General features: G+C 54.1%; 21 protein-coding genes. 1 reads left to right on the forward strand and 20 read right to left on the reverse strand.

Going from position 1 to position 22,878, the window contains the following annotated elements:
* Positions 1 to 212: 212 nt before the first annotated feature.
* The 13 genes from MHI24_RS02780 to sleB form a co-directional block, all read right to left on the reverse strand.
* Positions 213 to 947, reverse strand: coding sequence for a RecX family transcriptional regulator (locus tag MHI24_RS02780; RefSeq protein WP_340024042.1), 735 nt, complete (start codon positions 945 to 947; stop codon positions 213 to 215).
* 115 nt (positions 948 to 1,062) lie between these two features.
* A complete protein-coding gene (gene recA, locus MHI24_RS02785) occupies positions 1,063 to 2,127 on the reverse strand; it encodes a recombinase RecA (protein WP_340024043.1) in 1,065 nt (354 codons plus the stop codon).
* A 240-nt stretch (positions 2,128 to 2,367) separates the two neighbouring features.
* Positions 2,368 to 3,657, reverse strand: a complete 1,290-nt coding sequence (locus MHI24_RS02790; RefSeq protein ID WP_340024044.1) for a competence/damage-inducible protein A — start codon at positions 3,655 to 3,657, stop codon at positions 2,368 to 2,370.
* A 63-nt stretch (positions 3,658 to 3,720) separates the two neighbouring features.
* Entirely contained in the window at positions 3,721 to 4,299 is a 579-nt protein-coding gene (pgsA, locus tag MHI24_RS02795; RefSeq protein WP_340024045.1) for a CDP-diacylglycerol--glycerol-3-phosphate 3-phosphatidyltransferase, read from the reverse strand.
* A 150-nt stretch (positions 4,300 to 4,449) separates the two neighbouring features.
* Complete coding sequence (locus tag MHI24_RS02800; protein WP_340024046.1) at positions 4,450 to 4,941, reverse strand: YajQ family cyclic di-GMP-binding protein; 492 nt, start codon at positions 4,939 to 4,941, stop codon at positions 4,450 to 4,452.
* A gap of 139 nt (positions 4,942 to 5,080) precedes the next feature.
* Complete coding sequence (locus tag MHI24_RS02805; protein ID WP_238653727.1) at positions 5,081 to 5,242, reverse strand: hypothetical protein; 162 nt, start codon at positions 5,240 to 5,242, stop codon at positions 5,081 to 5,083.
* A gap of 87 nt (positions 5,243 to 5,329) precedes the next feature.
* Entirely contained in the window at positions 5,330 to 6,289 is a 960-nt protein-coding gene (locus tag MHI24_RS02810) for a RodZ domain-containing protein (protein ID WP_340024047.1), read from the reverse strand.
* 27 nt (positions 6,290 to 6,316) lie between these two features.
* Entirely contained in the window at positions 6,317 to 7,084 is a 768-nt protein-coding gene (locus tag MHI24_RS02815; RefSeq protein ID WP_238653729.1) for a DUF3388 domain-containing protein, read from the reverse strand.
* A gap of 146 nt (positions 7,085 to 7,230) precedes the next feature.
* Positions 7,231 to 7,491, reverse strand: coding sequence for a DUF3243 domain-containing protein (locus MHI24_RS02820; RefSeq protein ID WP_238653730.1), 261 nt, complete (start codon positions 7,489 to 7,491; stop codon positions 7,231 to 7,233).
* A gap of 103 nt (positions 7,492 to 7,594) precedes the next feature.
* Complete coding sequence (gene fabG, locus MHI24_RS02825; protein WP_340024048.1) at positions 7,595 to 8,362, reverse strand: 3-oxoacyl-ACP reductase FabG; 768 nt, start codon at positions 8,360 to 8,362, stop codon at positions 7,595 to 7,597.
* Complete coding sequence (locus MHI24_RS02830) at positions 8,359 to 9,642, reverse strand: pitrilysin family protein (protein WP_340024049.1); 1,284 nt, start codon at positions 9,640 to 9,642, stop codon at positions 8,359 to 8,361. The genes fabG and MHI24_RS02830 overlap by 4 nt, the downstream gene beginning before the upstream one ends.
* 2 nt (positions 9,643 to 9,644) lie before the next feature.
* Positions 9,645 to 10,886, reverse strand: a complete 1,242-nt coding sequence (locus tag MHI24_RS02835; RefSeq protein ID WP_340026589.1) for a pitrilysin family protein — start codon at positions 10,884 to 10,886, stop codon at positions 9,645 to 9,647.
* A 233-nt stretch (positions 10,887 to 11,119) separates the two neighbouring features.
* Positions 11,120 to 11,971 carry a spore cortex-lytic enzyme gene (gene sleB / locus MHI24_RS02840; RefSeq protein WP_340024050.1) on the reverse strand — a complete coding sequence of 284 codons (852 nt, stop codon included), beginning with the start codon at positions 11,969 to 11,971 and terminating at the stop codon, positions 11,120 to 11,122.
* Between the two features lie 169 nt (positions 11,972 to 12,140).
* On the opposite strand from sleB, the gene MHI24_RS02845 reads away from it, so the two are divergent.
* On the forward strand, positions 12,141 to 14,117 hold the full coding sequence (locus MHI24_RS02845) for an AraC family transcriptional regulator (RefSeq protein WP_340024051.1): 1,977 nt from the start codon (positions 12,141 to 12,143) through the stop codon (positions 14,115 to 14,117).
* Positions 14,118 to 14,178: 61 nt separating this feature from the next.
* Here MHI24_RS02845 and MHI24_RS02850 read toward each other — a convergent pair whose 3' ends face one another.
* The 7 genes from MHI24_RS02850 to dapA form a co-directional block, all read right to left on the reverse strand.
* Complete coding sequence (locus MHI24_RS02850; RefSeq protein WP_340024052.1) at positions 14,179 to 16,863, reverse strand: DNA translocase FtsK; 2,685 nt, start codon at positions 16,861 to 16,863, stop codon at positions 14,179 to 14,181.
* Positions 16,864 to 16,965: 102 nt separating this feature from the next.
* Positions 16,966 to 17,178, reverse strand: a complete 213-nt coding sequence (locus MHI24_RS02855; protein ID WP_340024053.1) for a YlzJ-like family protein — start codon at positions 17,176 to 17,178, stop codon at positions 16,966 to 16,968.
* Positions 17,175 to 17,969, reverse strand: a complete 795-nt coding sequence (locus MHI24_RS02860; protein ID WP_340024054.1) for an ATP-dependent Clp protease proteolytic subunit — start codon at positions 17,967 to 17,969, stop codon at positions 17,175 to 17,177. The genes MHI24_RS02855 and MHI24_RS02860 overlap by 4 nt, the downstream gene beginning before the upstream one ends.
* Before the next feature lie 150 nt (positions 17,970 to 18,119).
* Complete coding sequence (locus tag MHI24_RS02865) at positions 18,120 to 19,139, reverse strand: anti-sigma factor (RefSeq protein WP_340024055.1); 1,020 nt, start codon at positions 19,137 to 19,139, stop codon at positions 18,120 to 18,122.
* Positions 19,136 to 19,636: an RNA polymerase sigma factor gene (locus MHI24_RS02870; protein ID WP_340024056.1), complete on the reverse strand. Its 501-nt coding sequence runs from the start codon at positions 19,634 to 19,636 to the stop codon at positions 19,136 to 19,138. Before MHI24_RS02870 ends, MHI24_RS02865 begins: the two co-directional genes overlap by 4 nt.
* 153 nt (positions 19,637 to 19,789) lie before the next feature.
* Complete coding sequence (locus tag MHI24_RS02875) at positions 19,790 to 21,469, reverse strand: ribonuclease J (protein WP_340024057.1); 1,680 nt, start codon at positions 21,467 to 21,469, stop codon at positions 19,790 to 19,792.
* Between the two features lie 528 nt (positions 21,470 to 21,997).
* Positions 21,998 to 22,873, reverse strand: a complete 876-nt coding sequence (dapA, locus tag MHI24_RS02880) for a 4-hydroxy-tetrahydrodipicolinate synthase (protein WP_340024058.1) — start codon at positions 22,871 to 22,873, stop codon at positions 21,998 to 22,000.
* Positions 22,874 to 22,878: the final 5 nt, after the last annotated feature.

Consider the following 22,878-nt stretch of genomic DNA (forward strand, 5'->3'; position numbering starts at 1 on the left):
CACCGATTGCCATACTGCACATGCTGCACATGCACACTGCCCGCCTTATACGGCGTTAACATATTCATATGAGTTGTACGTGAACCGGAACACAAGAGTCTGCTTTTTGGGAAGGAAAAAGGATTCTTAGTTTATGCCGATTCATGTTATATTTTATTATTTATAAAAAGACCTTGTCAAGAGAGTCGATAACCGCTGGAAAGTCAAGCGAATCAATCCGGGAAGTACATCTCCTCCTCATCCGGGCCGGAATCCTCCTCTTCCCGCAGAATTCCGAGCACCCGGCGCACCTGCTCACCGGAGAATCCGCGCCTCATCAGATAGGCTCCCGTCTTGCGCCGTTTATCGGCCGCGTCTCCGCGGAGCAGGTTCCATTTCTTCCGTCCGGTCTGAAGCGCACTCTCCAGCTCCTGCTCGGGGGTGATCTCCTCCAGTGTCTCAGCAATCAGGGACGGATCGATCCCCTTCTCGCGCAGCTCCTGGCGAATCCACATCTTCCCCTTGCGCTGGTAGGTCATCCGCTGCTCTGCCCACTGTCTGGCATACAGGGGATCATCCAGCAGACGTTCACTCTGCAGACGCAGCAGCACCTCAGATATAACAGTCTCCCCTATTTCCTTCTCTCTTAAACGGCGGGCCATCTCCTGAGTAGTTCTCGGCTTGCGTTCCAGATATCTCAGCCCTTCCACATAGGCCCGCTGGCGTTCATCGGCTGCCACAATGTCCTCCAGATCAGCCTTCACGAACGTGCTTCCGGTAATCATCCGGTACTTAATCATAATATCCTCGTGAACAGTCATGCTATAGGCTCCGAAATGAATCAGATAACGGTAGTTCGACTTCTTCAGGCGCTCTACACGCGTAATTACCAGTTCCTCATCATCGGGGAAATCCGCCAGCACCTGCTCCTCCTGTTCCTCCGGTTCAGGATTCAACTGTATAACCATGCTGTAACTCTCCTTATCACCTAGACAGAATGCCCATGTATTTATATTAACCTTGCAGCATTAAAAGAAAAGCACCCTGTCAAATCCTTAACAGGGCGCTCACTGATCTTATCTTCTATTCAATCTCCAGCAGCAGCTTCTCTTCTTCCTCCTGCTCAGCGGCAGCCTCCGCTTCAGTTGGTGCAGCAACCAGAGTTGACAAGTTGCTGGCTTCACGGATCTTGTTCTCGATCAGCAGGGCAACATCCGGATGTTCCTTCAGGAACTGCTTGGAGTTCTCACGGCCCTGACCCAGGCGTTCGCCGTCATAAGAGTACCAGGCTCCGCTCTTGTTGACGATATCCATCTCGGTTCCGATATCCACCAGGCTTCCCTCTTTGGAAATCCCTTCGCCGTACATGATATCCACATCCGCTTGCTTGAACGGAGGCGCTACCTTGTTCTTCACAACCTTGATCTTCGTACGGTTACCAACCACATCATTACCCATCTTGATGCTCTCTACACGGCGCACATCCAGCCGGATGGACGAGTAGAACTTCAGGGCGCGTCCGCCTGGCGTAGTCTCAGGGTTACCGAACATAACACCAATCTTCTCGCGAAGCTGGTTAATGAAGATGGCAATCGTATTCGATTTGTTGATCGCACCGGACAACTTGCGGAGTGCCTGAGACATCAGGCGGGCCTGCAGACCGACATGGGAATCACCCATATCGCCTTCGATTTCAGCCTTCGGTACCAGAGCTGCAACAGAGTCAACTACAATAATGTCTACCGCACCGCTGCGCACCAGCGCTTCGGCAATCTCAAGGGCCTGTTCTCCCGTATCCGGCTGGGAGAGCAGCAATTCATCAATGTTAACGCCCAGCGCATTCGCATACTTGGGATCAAGCGCATGCTCGGCATCGATGAAGGCAGCTTGTCCGCCTTGCTTCTGTACTTCAGCGATGGCATGAAGAGCCACCGTTGTCTTACCGGAGGATTCCGGTCCATACACTTCAATAATACGTCCTTTGGGAAGTCCGCCGATACCCAGTGCAATATCAAGTGCCAAAGATCCGCTAGGTACAACTTCCACTTTCATGTGGGTCGATTCGCCCAGTTTCATAACCGAACCTTTACCGAATTGTTTTTCTATTTGACGAAGCGCCATCTCAAGCGCTGCACGACGATCTGACAATCAGACCACTTCCTTCACTGTTTATAGTATTATAATAACGTGTTTTGAGGGTCTTGCCAAGCATTTTTTAGAACATACATTCGTTTTTTTTGAGTTCCGGGATCGGACTTCCTTTTAATGTAAGATTATGCCTCCTTCCAGTGAAAGCATTCTTATCCATATTTATAAACAAAAAACCGCAGCATGATTACTCAAGCCACGGTTCTTCCGCATATCCGAATTATATAACGACCAGAGCGGCTATTGCAAGGCCGAGCCCTCCAGCGGGGTGGACACCTTGCGCTCCTCCAGGCGGCGCCACAGACGGTACAGCAGCGCCTTGACGGTGCGCAGGCGGATATTCTCCCGCGTTCCCTTCAGATTCAGCTCATAGACCTCCGTCTTGCAGCCCCGCTCTGCCAGCCCGACAAATACAAGGCCGACAGGCTTGCGCTCCGAATACCCCGGTCCGGCTACACCGGTAACCGACAGGCCAAAGTCCGTATCGCCAATCATGCGCACCTGCTCCGCCAGCACCTCGGCCACCTCCCGGCTTACCGCTCCGGGAGCGTCGGGACCCTCCAGCATGGCGGAAGGCACATTCAGCAGCTTCTTCTTGATGTCATTGGAATAGCAGACAATCCCCCCGGCGAACATGGAGGCGCTGCCCGGAATATTCGTGATGCTCTCCATGAGCAGACCGCCGGTGCAGCTCTCAGCCGCGCTAAGCGTCAGTCCGGCATCCGCCATCCAGTCCACAATCAGCTGCTCCAGCGGCACATCAATGTTGGCATAGAGATGCTCCGGCAGAATAGCGGCAATCTTCTTCTCCAGTGCATCAAGCTTAACCATCGCCTCGCGTTCGGAAGGAGCCTTCGTGGAGATCCGCACGGTTACTTCGCCTTCCTTAGCATAAGGCGCTATAGTCGGATCGCTCTGGCTGCGGATCAGGTCGATCAGCTTATCCTCCAGCAGCGATTCGCCAATGCCTGCGAACTTGAGCATCTTCGAGTAGATCGGCATTTCATTCGTAAGGGCATGCTGCTGCAGCCACGGCTTGGCCTTGTCCGTGAACATCGGCTTCATCTCCCGGGGCGGCCCCGGCAGCACAATGTAATACTTGTCCTGCTCTGCATAGGCAAGTCCGACCGCCAGCCCAATATCGTTGGCGAGCGGGGTGGTTCCTTCAATCACCAGGGCCTGCTTGCGGTTATTCTCGGTCATCACAATCTTGCGCTCATCGAAGAAGCGCTGCACATGATCCATGGCAAGCTGGTCAATATGAAGCGTGCGGCCAAGGGCCGCCGCCAAAGCATCCTTGGTCAGGTCATCCTCGGTCGGACCGATTCCGCCGGTGAACAATATAATATCCGCCCGGCTCCGGGCGATCCCGATTGCCTCCAGCAGACGGTTCTTGTTATCTCCGACCACCGTCTGAAAATACACGTCAATGCCCAAAGCCGCCAGCTCTGTTGAAAGAAACTGCGCATTGCTGTTCACGATTTGTCCAAGCAGAAGCTCTGTTCCAACCGCAATAATTTCCGCTTTCATAGCTGGTTCTCTCCTCTGTGTAGTAAATCTGTAAAATTTCACGCTGTAGCGACTCTTCCGGTCCTAAAACTCCAGCAATTCCTTGTTCTTGACGAAATAATCAATGCCTGAATAAATCGTAATGAGCGCCGCCGCCCAAATCGCAATATCATCCACAGGGATACTGACGAACTGGAACGGGAAGTTGTTCAGCAGCAGCAGCGAAATGGCGACGATCTGGACGACCGTCTTGATCTTGCCCCATTGGCTGGCAGCCACGACCTTCCCTTCCAGCAGTGCCACCTGACGGAGACCAGTCACGGCAAACTCACGGCTGATGATAACAATGGCAATCCAGGAGTCGCATCTGCCCAGCTCGACCAGCGAGATCAGAACCGCCGAGACCAGCAGCTTGTCCGCGAGCGGATCGAGCAGCTTCCCGAGATTGGTGACCATGTTGTATTTTCTGGCTATGTAACCGTCAATTCCGTCTGTACTGGCGGCAAGCAGGAAAATAACAGCCGCGACCAGATGGTTCACTGACAGCTGAAAGGAGCCCCAATGAATCGGTTCCGGATAGAAGCTGAAATCCACCAGCAGAAAAAACATCATAATCGGGATGAGACAAATACGCGCTAATGTAATGCGGTTGGGCAAATTCACTGAAGTTCCTCCCCTAGTCCATACGAATCCGGTATTCCACATTCTTCTTTAAAACTGCCTACGCTAGTATATTATAGCCACAATTGGGTGTCAAAAAAACAGAAAGCACCCCGCAAAGTAAGGGATGTATACACTGCGGGGTACATAGGCTTACTTTAAATTGTTAAACTGCAGGTCGAGCGGCAAATCAGCTTTGCGCAGAAGCTGGATAATCTGCTGAAGATCATCGCGGCTCTTACCGGTTACCCGGATTGTATCGCCCTGGATCGTGCTCTTGACCTTCAATTTGGAGTCCCGGATCAGAATGTTGATCTTCTTGGCGTTGTCCTGGTCGATCCCCTGCCGCAGACCCAGACGCTGGCGCACCGTGCCCAGAGCCGCAGGCTCAATCTTGCCGTAATCCATATTCTTGAGTGTGATTCCACGCTTCACCATCTTGGTCTGAAGAATATCAATCACAGCATTCAGCTTATATTCGTCCTCAGAGGTGATGATCAGCGCATCCTTCTCCAGCTTGAGGCTGCTCTTGCTGTTCTTGAAGTCAAAGCGGTTCGCGATCTCCTTCTCCGTCTGATGAACCGCATTGGTCAGCTCCTGCATATCCATCTTGGATACAATATCAAATGAACTCTCTGAACTCATGATTCCACTTCCTTTATCTACAATTAGTCTGTACCTATTATATGAGATAGGGGCTATGAAGTCTAATACTGGAAAGAGAACGCCGCTTAGGATGCAAAAAAACACGTCTCCCGGCTTCCGGGAGACGCTCACCTTCCTATTACCTGTTCCGCGCAGGAGCCCGGAACATATCCAGAATCCCCAGCAGAACATGTGCCAGTCCAAAGCCCAGAATGCCATACCCCCAGGCACTGGGTGTCAAATAATACCCGAGGAGGCTGACAATAATGCCAAGCCCTGTTACGATCCAGCTGACGGTCATGAGAGAATACACCTCGCTTTGGCGAAAGAACTGTAAATCATTCCTAGGTTCTCCAATCCGCCAAAGACTATACATGTGATCTGTCCGCTATTCTCCCGTAGTCCCGCCCTCTGCTGCACCATTCTCCGGACCGCCGTTACCGGAACCCGAGTTATCCAGCTCCAGAAGCAGGCGTGAAGAGGTCTTGCCGTCAGTGATAACCTGTCCATTCACTGTAATCGCTGTAGCCGGCGAATACCCCGATTTGATGTACATTCCTTCACTGTCCAGAGTGAAGCTCATATTGTCACCGGCCTTGGTGTTCCCGAAGCTAAGCTTCTCCCCTTTGGAGTTCTCGCCTTTGTACACTTCAAGCCAGCTGACCCCGGAAGCGGCAATCTCTACCTGGACCTGGCTGCCGGCAGGCGCAGAGACTTTGTAGATCGTAGTCTTGCCCGATTTGCGGTCCTGGGTAACAGTAACCGATCCGGGAGACGCCGGTGCAGACGGCTCCGGCGTTGCGGAAGGTGCAGTCGTTGGCGTACTCTCCGCGCCAGCCGTAGCTTCAGGCGCCGAGGTTGCAGCCCCGCCGCCTGCCGCCGTTGGCGAAGCCTGAACCTTGGACGGGTCTTGTGTTGCCGTAGTCAGGCTGCCGTTATCAGCCTTTTCCGGCTCCGAGTCATTCATCGTTGAAGATGCATATAAATAGATGACCACCAGGATCAGCACAGGGAATGTCCACATGAGCAGGGTGGGCAGCCACTTGGGGTTCCGCTGTGTTTCGGGCTTGCGGCTGCGCTTCTGAATCACCGTCTCCATGGTGGTATCTACGGGAGCCGCGGGCACATTGCCGTGCTCCTCCATCAGCTCGTCCGGGTTAACCCCGACTGCCTCCGCATAGGTTTTGATAAAGGCCCGTACATAAAAGCTGCCCGGAAGCACTTTATAATCACCTGCTTCGATGGCCTCCAAATATTTTTTGCGGATCTTTGTTACTTCCTGGACATCATCAAGGCTCATCCCCTTTTGCAGACGCGCCTCTTTCAAATGCCGGCCCAGTTCCGACATACCATCACCTCCCAGATTGAGAATATATTAAAGATCATCACTGTAGCTTGTCGTAAACGACTCGTACAAGATCTCTTCGTTCGGCGCATTGCGCAGCTCGATAATGATATCGAAGTCATCAAACGTATACTCCGATTCACGCACAAAAATGTCCGGATGCTCGATCACCTTGGTGCTCGGCATACTCATGACATTCTGCAGCAGATTATAGTGCTTCTCATTGGAGCGGATCGTGCTGACAATCCCGTCAATAATGAAGACATTATGCGGGTTCATCTCGTCTTCAGCCAGCTGGCTGCGGACTGTCTGCCGCAGAAGCGTCGACGAAACAAACGTCCAGCGCTTCATCGCGCAGACGCTGCCGGCAATAATCGATTCGGTCTTGCCCACCCGGGGCATACCTCGTAGTCCTATAACCTGATTTCCGTCCCTCTTAAACAATTCACCGAGAAAATCCACCAGCAGCCCGAGCTCATCCCGGGTGAAGCGGAAGGTCTTGCGGTCATCGGAGTCACGGTCAATATATCGTCCATGGCGGACAGCCAGACGGTCCACCAGCCGCGGTGTACGCAGTGCGGTGACCGTTATATTATCAACTTTTTTGAGCATCTCGCCCATCAGCATGATCTTATCGTCGTCGCTGGTCTCCAGCAGCATTCCGCGGGTCTTGCCCTCCACACCGTTAATGGTCAGAATGTTGACTTCCAGCATCCCCAGCATGGAGGCGATATCGCCAAGCAGACCGGGTCTGTTCTTATGTATCTTATACTCCATATACCATTGTTTATATTCCACTTTGCGCACCTCATAGATTCCTTTTCCCTGCATATTGCTCTTAATACACGGGTCATGTTAATGATATATAAAAAAAAATTGAAAGGCAAGGACACGATTGTAATAATTGCAGAAAAGCTCCCGCAGGGGGAGCTTGTTCCGCATACCTATGCGTTTTTCTTCGCCAGTTTGACCATGAGTGCGGCAATGGTATGCTTCTCGTCATCCGTTCCGACATCCCACAGCTCTTTGATGGCCCGGTTGGAATAGTTGCCCGGATCGACCTTCTTGTCGAGGAATTCCCCGATTTCAAAAGCCAGCTTGGTGATGGTCTCGTCGCTCATCCCCATTTTTTCCGCCTGAATGACCCGGTCTCCCAAAAAGCTTTTCCAGGTATCAAAGTTCTTCACTACAGAATCTGTTGACATCTTAAATCCTCCTCGGGGTTGTGGTGATTTTGAGATTTAGAAGCAACAGTTATAATATGTCTCAAGCCGGAAAATCTTATGCTGGAGCATTTCTCCAGCGTGCCTAGGTAATCCAGCCGCCGTTCGGACTGATGATCTGCCCGGTGATATACCCCGATTCCGGCAGCGCCAGAAAATAGACAAGCGATGAAATCTCTTCCGGCGAGGCCAGCCGCCCCGCAGGGATCTCCTCCTCCAGCATCTTCACCTCACCCGGCTCCAGATTAGCCAGCATAGCGGTCTGCACCGCCCCAGGGGCTACCGCATTCACCGTTACCTTCGAGGGGGCAAGCTCCTTGGCCAGCGCCTTGGTGAACGCATTCACGCCCCCCTTGCTGGCTGAGTAGGCCACTTCGCAGGAAGCGCCGGAAATTCCCCATACGGAAGAGACGTTAATAATCCGCCCGTAACGCTGGGAGACCATATATGGCATGAAAATCTGGCTGCACATGAAGGTGCCCTTCAGATTCACCGCCATAATGTCGTCCCACTCCTCCTCCGTCACATCGGCCAGCATCCCGTAATGCGCCTTCCCGGCATTGTTGACCAGGATGTCAGGCATCATGCCGCTGCTCTCCAGCCTTTCGGCCATGCGCACCAGCTGGCTGCGGTCCTTCATATCGGCGGCGACCGTCATTACCTTCGCACCCAGCGCCATACAGCGCCGGGCCACATCATTCGCCGCTTCATGCGAGTTCATATAATGGATCACAATGTTCATGCCAACCGAAGCAAAACGCTCAGCGATCGCCCCGCCGATTCCCCCGCTGCCTCCGGTAATAAGCACGGTCATCTCCCCAATCGGCTTGCTGTCCTCTCCCGGCAGCGTCATTCGGGGCTCACCACAAGCGACACGGCCAGCTGTTCCCACTTCACATGGTCGCGGAGCCGGGCATTGACTTCTTCCAGCGTGATCGATTCGTACAGGGGAAGCACTTCGAACAGATCGCCGCCATGGAACTGGTAGCGCGTGAATTCATGGGCGATGGTCTCCGGCGAGTTCAGCATCCGCAGGTAGCCGCCGATTTTCTTTTTGCGGGCCCGCTCGAAATCCTTCTCCGCGAAGCCTGTCTCCAGAATATGGCCAACCTCCTCCTTAATCCGCTCCAGCAGCAGCCCCGGGTCTCTGGTGTCGCCGCCGATAGCCGAGAACGCATATTGCGGGGAGCTGTTGAACTCATGGCCGAAGCTGTCGGAGATCAGATCTTCATCGTAGAGCTTCTGATACAGCGGCGTGCTGCTGCCCAGCAGCAGATCCAGCATCAGCTTGGTGGTGAGATCCCGGCGCACCGCCGCCTCTCCGCTCAAGCCATCCACCTTCTCCTTGAACCCGAACATCATCTTGGGAATAGAGACCGCCAGACGGCTCTCCACATGCTTCGAGGCGACCTCGTCCGGCTCCTGATCGAAGATGCGGGTGATTTCACCCTGCGGCTCATAGCTTTTGCCATGCTGATTATTGCGGATCAGTTCGAAGACCTGCTCAGGATCAACACCGCCGACTACAAACAGCAGCATATTGCTGGGATGGTAGAAGGCATTGTAGCAGGTATACAGCGTCTCCTTCGTGATGGTCGAGATCGACTCAATGGTTCCGGCAATATCGATATGGACCGGGTGGGTCGCATACATCGCTTCAATCAGACCGAAATAGACCCGCCAGTCCGGATTGTCGGCATACATATTGATCTCCTGGCCGATGATCCCCTTCTCCTTCTCCACGTTCTCATCCGTGAAATATGGACGCTGCACGAAATCCACCAGAGTGCTAAGGTTCGTCTCAATATTCTCTGTGGCTGAGAAGAGATACACCGTCTGGTCAAAGCTGGTGAAGGCGTTCGCGGAGGCACCGTTGGAGGCAAAGGTGGCAAAAATGTCGCCCTCCGGCTCCTCGAACATTTTGTGCTCCAGGAAGTGGGCGATCCCGTCGGGAACCCTGATTTCTTCCCCCCCGGCCACCTTAAAGTGATTATCCACAGAACCGTATTTGGTGGCGAAGGTGGCGTAGGCTTTGCGGAAGGCCGGCTTCGGCAGCACATACACCTGCAGGCCGTTGTCCATAACCTCGTGATAAAGTGTCTCTTGCAGTCTTTCGTAATGGAGCTTGCGCACCGCTATTCCCCCTTCCCTGTCAGGAAATAAATCGTATCCAGTTCAAAAGTCTCCGCCGCCGCCTTAACCTCCGCCGCACCGATATGCTCCACCTGGTCCATCAGCTCTTCGGCGGAGCGGTCCTTGCCGGACAGCTGCCGGTTGAAATCGAAGGAGATCAGCTCAAACGCGGAATCCTGAATCTCCGAGAGCAGATTGCGGATCATCGCCTTGGTCTGGCTAAGCTCAAGCTCGCTGATGCTGCCGGCCCGCAGCTCATCCAGCTGCTTGCGGATAATATCCACCGCCTTGCCGTAATTCTGGCTCTCGATACCGGACTGGATCGTGCCGATTCCTTTATGCCCGTCATACCGGGAAGAGGCGTAATACGCCAGGCTCTCCTTCTCCCTCACGTTGACGAACAGCTTGGAGTGCGGATAGCCGCCGAGTATACCGTTGTACATTAACGCAGCCGCATATCTGTCATCCTTATAAGTGATTGAGGTGCGCAGTCCCATATTCAGCTTGCCCTGATTGACATCAAGCTTCTCCTCCACCGTCCGCACTTCCGTAACCTGCACAGGCTTGAACCCGGAAGCATAAGATGCCGGCTGATCCTGGCGATCCCTCCCAAAGTGGGCTGTTACCAGCTTTTCAACCTCCTCAGGGGTAGTGTCACCAACCACATACAGATCCAGGGTGGCACCGTTCAGCCAGGATTGATATGTCTGGTACAGCGATTCCGGCGTGATGCTGTCCAGGTCAGCCCTTTGACCCAGCGGATGCAGTCGGTACGGCTCATGGCGGCACATTTCCTCGATGCAGCGCTCTGCCGCATAACGGATTTTATCGTTGACAATGGCCTCCAGCTTCTTGCGGATCGTCTCACGTTCGGTAGCTACATAGGAGGCACGGAAGCTTCCGGCTTCCACCAGAGGGCGGGTGAATACCTCTCCGAGAAAAGCAAAGGACTCCTCCAGCAGGCTCTCCTTGCTCTGAACAAAGGAATCGTTGATCGTATCCATTCTGAACTGGACAATCTGATAATCCCCGCGCTTGTAAATATCAAAGCCGAAGCCTGCACCGTACAGCTCCTCCAGTCGTTCACGGAACTGGGTGGTCTCAGGATAGGAGGCCGTCCCCCGGCGGAGGACAAAAGGAACCAGCGCCGTAGACGTTACTGTACTCTCTTCCAGAGGAACGCCGGCATATAGTGAAATGGCGAACGTCTTGAACGCCTTGGTCGGCAGAACATGAATGCGCATACCGGCAGCGCTGCCGTGGTGAAATCCGTTATTTGTCAATTCCAAAACTCCTTTACGGCCCGTTACGGCTGGATAGATGCTGTATTTCAATGCTGTATTTCAAGTGTATGAAGTATTATCCATTCTAAACCATTCCAAAGTAAGGAAGCAACCGGAGGACAGCTTCCGGTTGCTCGCAGTAAAGGTTCTATGCGTGACGCTTCCTTGTAAGCTCTCAGACGGTGCGCCCGCTGTTACATGCAGAAAATATGCTGCCCGATCGTCTTCACCTGCGGGCGGGACCAGATCCACTTCGAGGTCGCCGTCTTCGGGTTGAAATAATAGATACAGCCGCCGGACGGGTCCCAGCCGTTCAGTGCCTGCTGCACCGCCTTGCGTGCCTGCTCGTTAGGCTCCAGATAGATCTGGCCGTCGGCTACTGCGGTGAAGGCTCCCGGCTGGAAGATAACCCCGGACGGGGTGTTGGGGAAGCTGGGCGATTTCACCCGGTTCAGAATCACCGCCGCTACCGCTACCTGCCCTTCAAACGGCTCCCCGCGTGCTTCCCCGTAGACCGCATTGGCCATAATTTTCAAATCATTCTCGGAGAGCCCCATCGTATTGCCGGAGGACAGCTCTGCTGTGTTCGATTTGGCCGTATTGTTGCCTCCCTGGGTATTCTTCTGGGCGGTAGATGTCTTAGGCTCAGTCGGCTTCCAGGCCTTTGTGGCATTGTACAGCTTAAGCTTGGTTTTGGCACCAACCACGCCGTCAGACTTCAGGCCGAATTTCCACTGGAACCAAGTAACGGCATTTTTGGTTTTGGGTCCGAACTGGCTGTCAATTTTGCCGTCGAAATACCCAAGATGCTTCAGTCTTCCCTGCAGCTCATAGACATCCTGCCCGGAAGATCCAAGCTTGAGCGGGGTTGTCCCGAACACAGGCATAGCCTCTTCCTCTTCTCCGGGGTAAACCGCTGCTGCCGATGAATTCCGGGCCGGCTCGGCATACATCCGGTCCCGGTCTTCTAAGCGGACACCCGCAAACGGTACGGCTGCCAGTGCAAGAGTCAATACGGCAATCATCCATTGCTTATGTTTGGTCATGGTTCGCTCTACCTTTCTCTTGGAAGTCTGCATGAATAGCTACGGTTATTATGACGACTGGCAGGACTTCCTATGCATGACCGCCAAGCAGAGAAGCGTAAATTCATTGCAAATGAGAATGATTATCAAATATACTTGGTTTATGAAACAACAGGAGTTGAGAAGATACATGGATTTTAAGGACCATATCGTATTGTGGAACCATGCTGCTGTAGAAGTTATGGATATCCGCAAAGCCTCATTCATTGCCGGACAACATCCGCTGAAGTACCGCTTTCCGGCTAGTACATACCTGTATATTGTTCGCGGCAGCGCAAGTGTGCTTATAGATGACAGCCCATATGAAATCAGTGGCGCAAGTGTCTTTCACGGGGGCAAAGGCACCATGATCCAATTGCTGAAAACACAGGAAATATTGGATTATTACCTTATTATGTACCGTTCTGCGTTAACCCTGCCTGCCCGGCGCAGCCTAACGGCGCTTTTGGAACGGAGCAGGCCTTTTACCGGAACCTATCACTTCATTCCGGCTCATCCCCTGCCGCTGTATGAGATTCTGGACCAGATGTACAATGATTGGCAGACACGCCGCGCTCTGGAGCATCTGCATGCCAAAGCCCTGTTCTATCAGTGGGTCCATGAGCTGCTTCATCAAATGCAGGGGCAGGAGCTGCAGCCGCTCAGAGCAGATGTGGTTGACCAGGCCGTACGGTATATGCACCATTCTTACAACAGGCCGTTCACACTGGATACACTTGCCGAGACTCTGGGCACAAGCCCGAGGACTTTATCGAGATTATTCCGCATGCGGCTTCAGACCAGCCCTGCCCAATATCTGTTCCAGATTCGCATGGATAAGGCCCGTGAGCTGCTGCTGGGCACAGAGGCCACACTGCATGATATTGCGGCTGCTGTGGGGTACCCGGATGCATATTCTTTTGGCAAAATGTTCAAGAAGCACTTCGGAAGCTCGCCGGTGAGGTACAAGAATTCTGTGCAGTCCACTCCCCTGTGGCGGGATATGCCATCTGCTCTGTCCGTATATGACATTGCCCGTGAAGACACTCTCCGATATATTGATGATGATAATCATTATCAATATGATCTTAAAGGAGCGTCATCCATGTTCAGAACAGCCAAGCCATCTCTACTGTTAACCTTGTTGTTATGCTTCACCATAGTGTTAAGTGCCTGTTCCCCAGGTACTACAGGCTCTAGCGCAGCGGGCAACACCAGCCCCTCACCGGCCTCTTCTCCTAGTGCCGCTGCAATCGCCACCCCATCTCCAGACAACACTGCGGCCGAGTCACAGACCCGTACAATCACTACGGTAAAAGGAGACATTGAGGTGCCTGCCGATCCTCAGCGTGTCGTGGTGCTCTACTTGCTGGGCGATGTTCTGGCACTGGGCATTAAACCTATCGGCGTGTCAGACGTATCCGAAGGTGCCGCCTTCGAGGAGGAATTGAAAGATGTGCAGAAGCTGGGCACCTGGTTCGAGGCTAATCCGGAGGTGATCCTGTCGCTGAATCCCGATCTGATCATTGTTCCTTCCGAAGAAACTTACGAAGCGCTGCACAGTATCGCACCAACGGTTCTGGTTCCTTATGAGCAAATGACGACGGAAGAGCGGGTCTGCTTCATCGGACATATTTTCGGCAAGGAAGACGAGGCCGCCACTCTATTGAGCGACTTCAATTCCAAGGTGGAGGAGAGTAAGCAGAAGCTCCGGGATGCGGGAATTCTCGGCTCGACGGTCTCCATCATGGAAGGCGGCGCAAAGCGCAGCATGGTCGTGGCTATGAGCAAACAATACGGCCGGGGTTCGCAGGTCATCTATGAATATCTTGGAATGAAGGCACCGGAGCTGCTCCAGGCCAAATTCGACAGCAAGACCGAGGCTGAGGGCGATTCCATATCCTTTGAAGTTCTGGCTGATTACAGCGGGGATTATATCTTCCGTTCCTCCTATGACGGGATGGCTGATCTGACTGGGGACCCGCTCTGGAACGCCATCCCCGCAGTCAAAGAAGGCCGCCTTATAAATATTGACTTCGGCTTATCCTATTACAGCGATATTTATTCCTTGGACGCGCAGCTTAATTTCATTGTTGAGCATTTACTTGCAGCACCACGGGTGAAGTAATACCGTTCATAGTTGTGCAAAAAAAGAGATGACCCGTAACTTGGGTCATCTCTTTTGCAGTTCAGGAGCTGAGTCTGCCATGCTGGTACTGCTCCAGTGACATCAGCACCTCGCGCGGCTTGCTGCCCTCGTAAGGGCCAATGACGCCTCTGGCTTCCATGGCATCAATCAGACGCGCAGCGCGGGTATAACCGACACGCATCCGCCGCTGGATCAGGGATACCGAGGCCTGCTTGGCCTCCAGTACAATCTGAACCGCCTGGTCATACAACTCATCCTGCGGCTCCTGATCCTCAGTCTGGGTATCATCCACTTCAGGCACAAGCGATTCATCATAATCCGCTTCCCCCTGGCTGCTGACGAACTGGACGATCGTCTCGACCTCCTGGTCGCTCATGAACGCGCCCTGGACGCGGATCGGCTTGGAGGCGCCCATCGGCAGGAACAGCATATCGCCGCGTCCAAGCAGCTTCTCGGCACCCGGCATATCAAGAATGGTCCGGGAATCGACGTTCGACGATACGCCAAAGGCTATGCGGGAAGGAATATTGGCCTTGATCAGCCCGGTAATAACGTCTACCGAAGGGCGCTGTGTGGCGATAATCAGATGGATTCCCGCCGCCCGCGCCATCTGGGCCAGCCGGCAGATCGCATCCTCCACATCATTCGCCGCAACCATCATCAAATCAGCCAGCTCGTCCACAATGACGACGATGTAAGGCAGAATAGCTGCCGGATTGTCTTTCATCAAGCTGTTATAGCCTTCCATATTGCGTGTGCCCGACTTGGAGAACAGCTCGTAGCGCTTCTCCATCTCCACCACGATCTTCTTCAAGGCCAGGCTGGCCCGCTTCGGATCAGTAACGACCGGCGCCAGCAGATGCGGAATGCCGTTGTAAACATTCAGCTCGACCATCTTGGGGTCAACCATGAGGAACTTCACTTCGTTCGGTTTCGCCTTATAGAGAATACTTGTAATAATACCATTGATACATACGGACTTACCGGAACCGGTCGCTCCGGCTACGAGCAGATGGGGCATCTTCGCCAGATTGCCAATAATTGTCTGACCGGAGATGTCGCGCCCGAAGGCAATCGACAGCCGCGACTCCGCCTCCTGGAAGATCTGCGTCTCCATCACTTCACGCATCGTAACCACCGAGACCTCTGCATTCGGCACCTCAATCCCGATCGCCGACTTGCCGGGGATCGGCGCTTCCATACGGATATCCTTGGCGGCCAGCGCCAGCGCAATATCGTCGGTCAGATTGACGATGCGGCTGACCTTCACGCCGATATCCGGCTGAATCTCATAACGGGTGACCGCCGGTCCGCGGACTACCTCCAGTACCTTGGCCCGGACCCCGAAGCTCTCCAGCGTAGCCTCCAGCTTGCGTGCTGTCTGCATGTAGTCATTCTGGTCCCCCGCCTTCGCCCCGTTATTGGGCTTGGATAACAGACGGAAGGACGGCAGCTTGTACGGCTTGGGCGGAGGAGGCGGCGGTGCAGCCGGAAGCGCCGGTACGGCGTCTCCCTGCTCTCCTGTCTCCAGCAGCCCCTCCAAGTCTACCGGGGATACATCCTGGCCCTCATCCTCCATGGAGGTCTCCTTCAAGCCGGCCGCCGGCATAACGCTGCTGCCGGCTCCTGCAGCCGCACCGCTGCGGGCAGCGGGCGAGAATTCGCTCCATTCCTCCCGGTCCTCGGCATTCAGCCCTTCGGAGCGGATATGCTCGAAGAAATCGCGGATAATCGGGGTCACAGGCTCCAGATCCTCATCCGGGAAGTCCTCTTCATAGAAGTCCTCCGGCGGCAGATCGTTGCCTGCTGTAAACCCGGAGATGACCGGACCGCTGCGGGGGTCCGTAATAATGATGTCCGGCACTGCAGTCTCTTCATCGTCCAGTTCCGGCTGATGGTCATTCCGCGCAGCAGCATTGCCGCTGAACCAGCCCGATACTCTGCTCAGCAGATTCGGGCGGCCGCGGCTGGGAAGCTGCTGGCCGGAGTCTGACGCTTCTTCGATATAATCCTCATCATCGTCAGGCTCCGGCGCTGCACTGCGGTTCGTTCTCCGTGGTCTGCTGACGACCGGAACAGCCGCCGGGCGGTTCGCCGCTCTAAGCTTAATACCCTCCACCAGCTTGACTGCCCTCACCCGGAGCAGGGTGAACAGCTCTACATAGGACAGATTGGTAATCAGCATGAAGCTGATCGCCAGGAGGACAATCATCAGCAGCTTGGCCCCCAGATTGCCGAACAGCCACAGGAGCGCAGCATAAGCCAGTGCGCCGGTATACCCTCCGCTGATATCCTTGCCCAGCATGTACACGCTGCTGTCCCCTGCACCCGGTGACAGCGCTCCTGAGAGATCATTATGTATTTGCGCCAGCACATTGCCCGGATGCAGCATCCCGAGCGGCCCCAGCTTCTGCTGCATGGCTGAGATCGTGCTCATCAGGCACATGGACAGCAGCAGCAGCACCCCGCCGGTATAGCGGCTGTTCCAGTTAGAAGGCCACTTTCTGTGAATCATCACCATGAGACCATAGAACATGCCTGCCAGCGGCAGCACGAAATAGAATCTGCCGAGCAAATAGCCCGCCATGCTGGACAGGGAGCGTCCTACCGCCGCTTCCCCGGACAGCGCAATGACGGAAATCGTGATCAGCAGAATGCCGTAGATCTCATATTTCAAAACGCTGCCCAGCAGCGCTTTTTTCTTTTTCTTTCTCCGTTTAGCCACGCCAGCCACCCCCGAGTCAATATTATACCATATAATGGCGTGGCGTACCTATGTTCTCTTTTGTCAGAAAATGCATCTTTAAGGGGGTTGTCCGCTTCAGCTTCAGCTTATCTGAATAACGGCTCCCGGGGCGTATGCCGCATCCAGATATTTGTCCAGCGGACCATGCAGCAGCCGGACGATCTTCGCCTGTCCTCCGTCCAGCGGCTCGACCTGCAGCAGCATCCCCTGCACACTGATCTCCTGCAGCGGCCGTGTGTAGCTCAGTGCGCCGTCGAAGATTTGCTCCATGGCCAAAACAGTGTACAGGCTCATTGGGGCAGCCCTCCCTGCGCCAGCTTATCCGCCATCGGCTGAGGTGCGGCTGAGGCAATCATGCGGTTCAAATGGGCCAGCGCGGCGCCGATGCCCCCCACCTCGTCCATCAGTCCGTATTTGACCGCATCCGCACCTCCAACCGCAGTCCCGATATCCCGGTTCAGCTCTCCGGTTTTGAACATCAGATCTTTGAATTGCGTCTCGCTGATCCGGGAATGGGAGGTGACGAACTTGACCATCCGCTCCTGCATCCGTTCCATGTACTCGAAGGTCTGCGGAACCCCGATCACCAGGCCGTTCATTCGGATCGGATGAATGGTCATGGTCGCACTCTCGGCAATAATCGAATAGGTCGAAGCTACCGCAATCGGCACACCGATGCTGTGCCCGCCGCCAATCACCACCGTCACCGTCGGCTTGGACAGGGAAGCTATCATCTCGGCAATCGCCAGCCCCGCTTCCACATCTCCGCCGACCGTATTTAGAATGATCAGCAGCCCTTTAATTGCTTTATTCTGCTCCGCCGCGACTAACTGGGGAATGATATGCTCATACTTCGTCGTCTTGTTATGCGGCGGCAGCACGAAATGTCCTTCAATCTGGCCGATAATCGTCATGCAGAAAATATCCGGCTCACCCGCCGGCACCGCCGTCTGCCCCAGCTCCTTCAGCACCCCTACCGGTCCGGGCGGCACCGGCTCACTGACCGCAGGCGCAGGCTTGCTCACGCCTGGCATGGGCTCTTCATTACTGCCTCTGCCGTTCATACTTGCTCCTATAAATTCCATCGCGCAGCCTCCCTTACCGCTTACAGCATCATCCGCTGCAGCCATAGTATCTCCTGTTTAGTATGACATTGGAGGGGGCCCTTATTCACCACTGCCGATAAAATGCAAGAAGGACGGGGCCGCATCATGCAGCAGCCTCCGCCCTGTCCTTTAGTATTTGTCCGCCACTGCCCCCAGGACAGCCGCCCGGACATAGGCTTTGCCTTGCAGGCTTTTTAAGCCGTCCGCCGTCCCGGTTACGACCACACCCAGTATCCGCACATCCCCGGCCTCCGGAGCGGCCTTGTCTTTCCGCAGATAATTGTAGATCCGCTGGTACTCGCCGTGGTGTATGTCCTTCTTCTTCATACCGAAGGTCACAGACCCGATGAAATCCTCAGGGCTTGCCTGATCCCAGTCCGGCCGGACGCCGAAGCCATAGACACCATAATTCGCACTCATCGGCAGCGGATAGTTCATTTTGTCCGGATGATTCTCGTTCGGATACGGCTTAAATTGGAACCCCTCGCGGTCATCATACGTATCCACCCAGTACCAGACCGGCTTCACCCCTGCCGGCAGCAGGTTCTTTGCTTCTTCAAAGGAGTAATCCCTGTCAAAAGATACCGCCAGCTCCACCCGCTTATCCCCGTTCATCTGATTCAGCTCGGCAAGATCATTCAGCATTTTCCCGTTATAATCTACCCCTGGCACATAGAAGGCCATCTCTCTCTGCCCGTTATAGGAATTATATCCCCGGTAGTACTCATATCCCTCCTGCTTCATCCGCGGATCTTCTACGGTCAGGTTGCTGGCCCCCCCATAAGCACCAGTAGTAAAAGGGAACCACCAGGCATTGTAATTCAGCCATCTGTTCTTCCAGGGGATGGGCACATCGCCAATGATCTTGTAGGTTTGCATTTCCAGGACTCCCGACAGAAAGCCTCGGTTATCCTTAAAGCCTGCCCCATATTCATTCGGACTGCTAATGCTCATATACCGCTCTTCACTGAACAGCGCATTCGTGGACATCCGGTCGACCAGCTGCGCCGCGCCAATGAACACAGCGATGATTACAACCACACTCACTGTAATTGAAATCAGGATGCTGCGGATCAGGCTCTTCCGCTTGGTTTTTTTCAGCGTTTGGATGATGTTCTGATCTTCTGCTTCTTCCCATGGGGCCGTCATTCGCCCTCACCTCCGTATAATTGTTGAAACTGCTGTCTGGCCCGGTAGAGAGTAGCTTTCACTGTTGATTCGGAAATACCGAGCAAGGCGGAAATTTCCTTGTAGGACAGCTCCATTTCATATTTCAGCAAAATCAGCTGCTTGTTTACCGGATTAAGCTGTGCCAAGACCCCCTCAATTTCTTCCTTCCGCTCCTTGCGCAGCAGCACCGCCTCCGGCATCTCCAGCTCGTGGCCAGGGTGCCCCTCCACTTCCTCACCGCTGTACGAATATCTCTTCGATCTGCGGCAGTAGTCGAAATACCGGTTAATCGCAACCTTATACAACCAGGCGCTGAATTTGCGTTCATCAATCGCCTCCAGATATAAGAGCGCCTTATATACCGTATCCTGCACAATATCCTCTGCATCCGCATCTCCGGCGCCCAGGCGGATCAGGTAGCGGCGGATTTCCGCCATTTTGGGCTGGAGCAGCCTCTCCATCTCTCTTGGCTCCAATTCTGCACCTCCTTGCCTGTATAACGGTCAGGTTCCCCAAATGTTGTCCGGTTCCAAAAAAAAACACAAAAATCCCCTTCACCCAGGAAACCGTCCAATATTTCCGGGAGAAGGGGATTACAGTTAAACTATATTGTCTTAGCGAAGCTTCACTTATACTTCCATAATAATCGGCAGGATCATCGGTCTGCGGCGGGTCTGCTCATAGAGGAACCGACCGAGCGAATCCTTGACACTGGTCTTCAGCGAAGCCCATTCATTGACCTTCTCGCTCATCAGACGCTGCAGCGTTCCGGAGACAATCCGGTTCGCCTCGTCCAGAAGGCCTTCCGATTCACGCACATACACGAATCCGCGGGAGATGATATCCGGGCCGGAGACAATGGCCCCGTTCTGCTTGCTCAGTGTGACCACTACGACCAGGATCCCATCCTGGGACAGCAGCTTGCGGTCACGCAGCACGATATTGCCCACATCGCCGACGCCCAGTCCGTCAATCAGCACGTTGCCGGCAGTAACCTTGCCTGCTCTGCGCGCTGCGCCCCCGGCAATTTCGATCACTTCACCAAGCTCGGTGATGAAAATATTGCTCGGGTCAACGCCAACGGATTCAGCCAGCAGCGCGTGTTTGCGCTGCATCCGGTATTCCCCGTGAATCGGCAGGAAGTACTTCGGCTTCATCAGGTTGAGCATCAGCTTCAGCTCTTCCTGGCTGCCGTGTCCGGATACGTGAACGCCGGAGTTGGAGCCGCTGTAGATCACGTTCGCACCGAGGCGGAACAGCTCGTCAATGGTGCGTCCGACATACTTCTCATTCCCCGGCACCGGTGTAGCGGCAATAATAACGGTATCTCCCGGCAGGATGTCCACCTTGCGGTGGCTGGAGCGGGCCATCCGGGTCAGCGCCGACATCGGCTCACCCTGGCTGCCTGTGCAGAGTACCACTACACGGTTGGCGGCCATCCGGTTCATCTCTTCCGGCTCGATCAGCATTCCGTCCGGAATATGCAGGTATCCAAGCTCAGAGGCGATGGATACAACATTCACCATACTCCGTCCGATGACGGTAATCTTGCGGCCGGTAGCTTCAGAAGCATTCACGACCTGCTGGATGCGGTGCACGTTGGAGGCAAAGGTTGCGACCACCACCCGCTGCTCGGCTTTGCGGAAAATATCCTCCAGCACGATGCCGACATTCTTCTCGGATGGCGTGAAGCCCGGCTTCTCGGCGTTGGTGCTGTCCGACATTAAGGCCAGCACGCCCTTCGCGCCGATCTCGGCCATCCGGTGCAGGTTGGCAAATTGGCCGTTAACCGGTGTGTGGTCAAACTTGAAGTCACCAGTGTGGACAACATTGCCTTCCGGAGTTTCGATGCAGACCCCGACAGAATCCGGAATACTGTGGTTCGTTCTGAAGAAGGTTGCCTTCAGCGAAGCCCCCAGATTGATCTCGGAATCCTCGTTGATCAGAATCCGCTTGGTCTCGCCCAGCAGCTTCGCTTCCTTGAGCTTGTTCTCTACAAGGCCAAGGGTAAGTCTTGTTCCGTAAACCGGAACGTTCAGGTTCTTGAGCACATAAGACAATCCGCCGATGTGATCCTCGTGGCCGTGGGTGAGGACAATGCCTCTAACCTTGTCTCGGTTCTCCGTCAGGTAAGAGATATCCGGGATGACAATATCAATCCCAAGCATATCCTCTTCCGGGAATTTCAGGCCGGCGTCTACGACTACAATGTCGTTGCCGTACTGGACAACGTACATGTTCTTCCCAATCTCGCCGACTCCGCCTAAAGCGAAAATCGTCAGTTTATCATTGTTGTTTTTTTTGGACAAGTGAATCTAACCCTCCTATGATGTTGGACGTCAAATTTTATTGGTTTAACCATGAGCTTCAATATTTAAGCGGCGCTGGAATGTACATCAAAATGCTGTTAACTCCATATTTCGACAAGGATATCCCGATTAAGGTGTATAATTGCGCAGGTCTAAATTCCCGAATCCGGGCAGTAATCTCCTCTTGAAGCGGGCAAATCCCGTCAAAATTCCACCACCGCGCCCCTCGCGCGTAAATCCGGCGTGTTTAGCACAGACTTATCCAAGGACCTATCCTGTCTCACAATGCACAATCACATTGACGGAAGATTACCGCATATTCTATTTTAACCGCACCAAGTCACTTAAGATCATTATACATGATTTTTTTGGCAAAAGACAAGTCACCCTGTGGCTGCCCCACTTTTTTCCTTTACAAACAGCCCGAATTTGCGCAAAAAACAGGCAAAATAGAGGCCCGAGGCCTCCATTTATAGCAACAAAAAACCGGCCGCTCGTTCAGAGCGCACCGGTTGCCGGAGCCAGTCTCTATTTCAGCAGGTTTGCGATGAAGGCTGCTTCTTCCTCATTCGGCGGGACCAGCGGCAGCCGGACCGAGCCGACATCGATGCCGCGCAGACCCAGAGCATACTTCACGGCAGAAGGATTCGGCAGCGGCTGAGGACATTCAAACAAGCCCTTGAACAGCGGAAACAGCTGCCGGTGCAGTGCACCAGCCTGCCTTACATTGCCGGCGTTATAGGCTTCGATCATCTCGTGCATCTGCGCGCCGGCTATATGGCTGGCAACACTGATGATTCCGTATCCGCCCACCGCAAGCGATGCCAGCCCGGCAGAATCGTCTCCGGTATAGACATAGAAATCCTCCGGACAGCCAGTGACAATCTGTGTCACCTGGTCAACCGAGGCGCATTCCTTGGTAGCCACGATGTTCGGAATCTCCGCCAGCCGGAGGGTGGTCGCCGCACTCATGCTTACTCCGGTGCGTCCCGGCACGTTGTACAGGATACAAGGCAGTGAGGTCGCGGCGGCAATAGCCGAGAAATGCTGATAGAGCCCTTCCTGATTGGGCTTGTTATAATAAGGGACGACCAGCAGCACACCGTCTACACCGAGGGCCTCAGCATCCCGGGTCATTTCGATCGAATGCTGTGTGCTGTTGCTGCCTGTGCCGGCGATGATTTTGCAGCGTCCGGCAGCCTGATTTTTGACAAAAGAAAACAGCTGCAGCTTCTCCTTGTCCCGCAGGGTCGGTGATTCTCCGGTTGTTCCGCAGACCACCAGCGCAGAAGATTTCTGCTCCTCAATCAGGTAATCGACCAGCCTTGAAGTTGCTTCCCAGTTGATTTCTCCGTCTTCGCCGAACGGGGTGACCATTGCGGTTATTAATCTTCCGAAATCCACTTTGA

It is taken from the genome of Paenibacillus sp. FSL K6-1096 (assembly GCF_037977055.1).
Taxonomy (GTDB): Bacteria; Bacillota; Bacilli; order Paenibacillales; family Paenibacillaceae; genus Paenibacillus_AQ.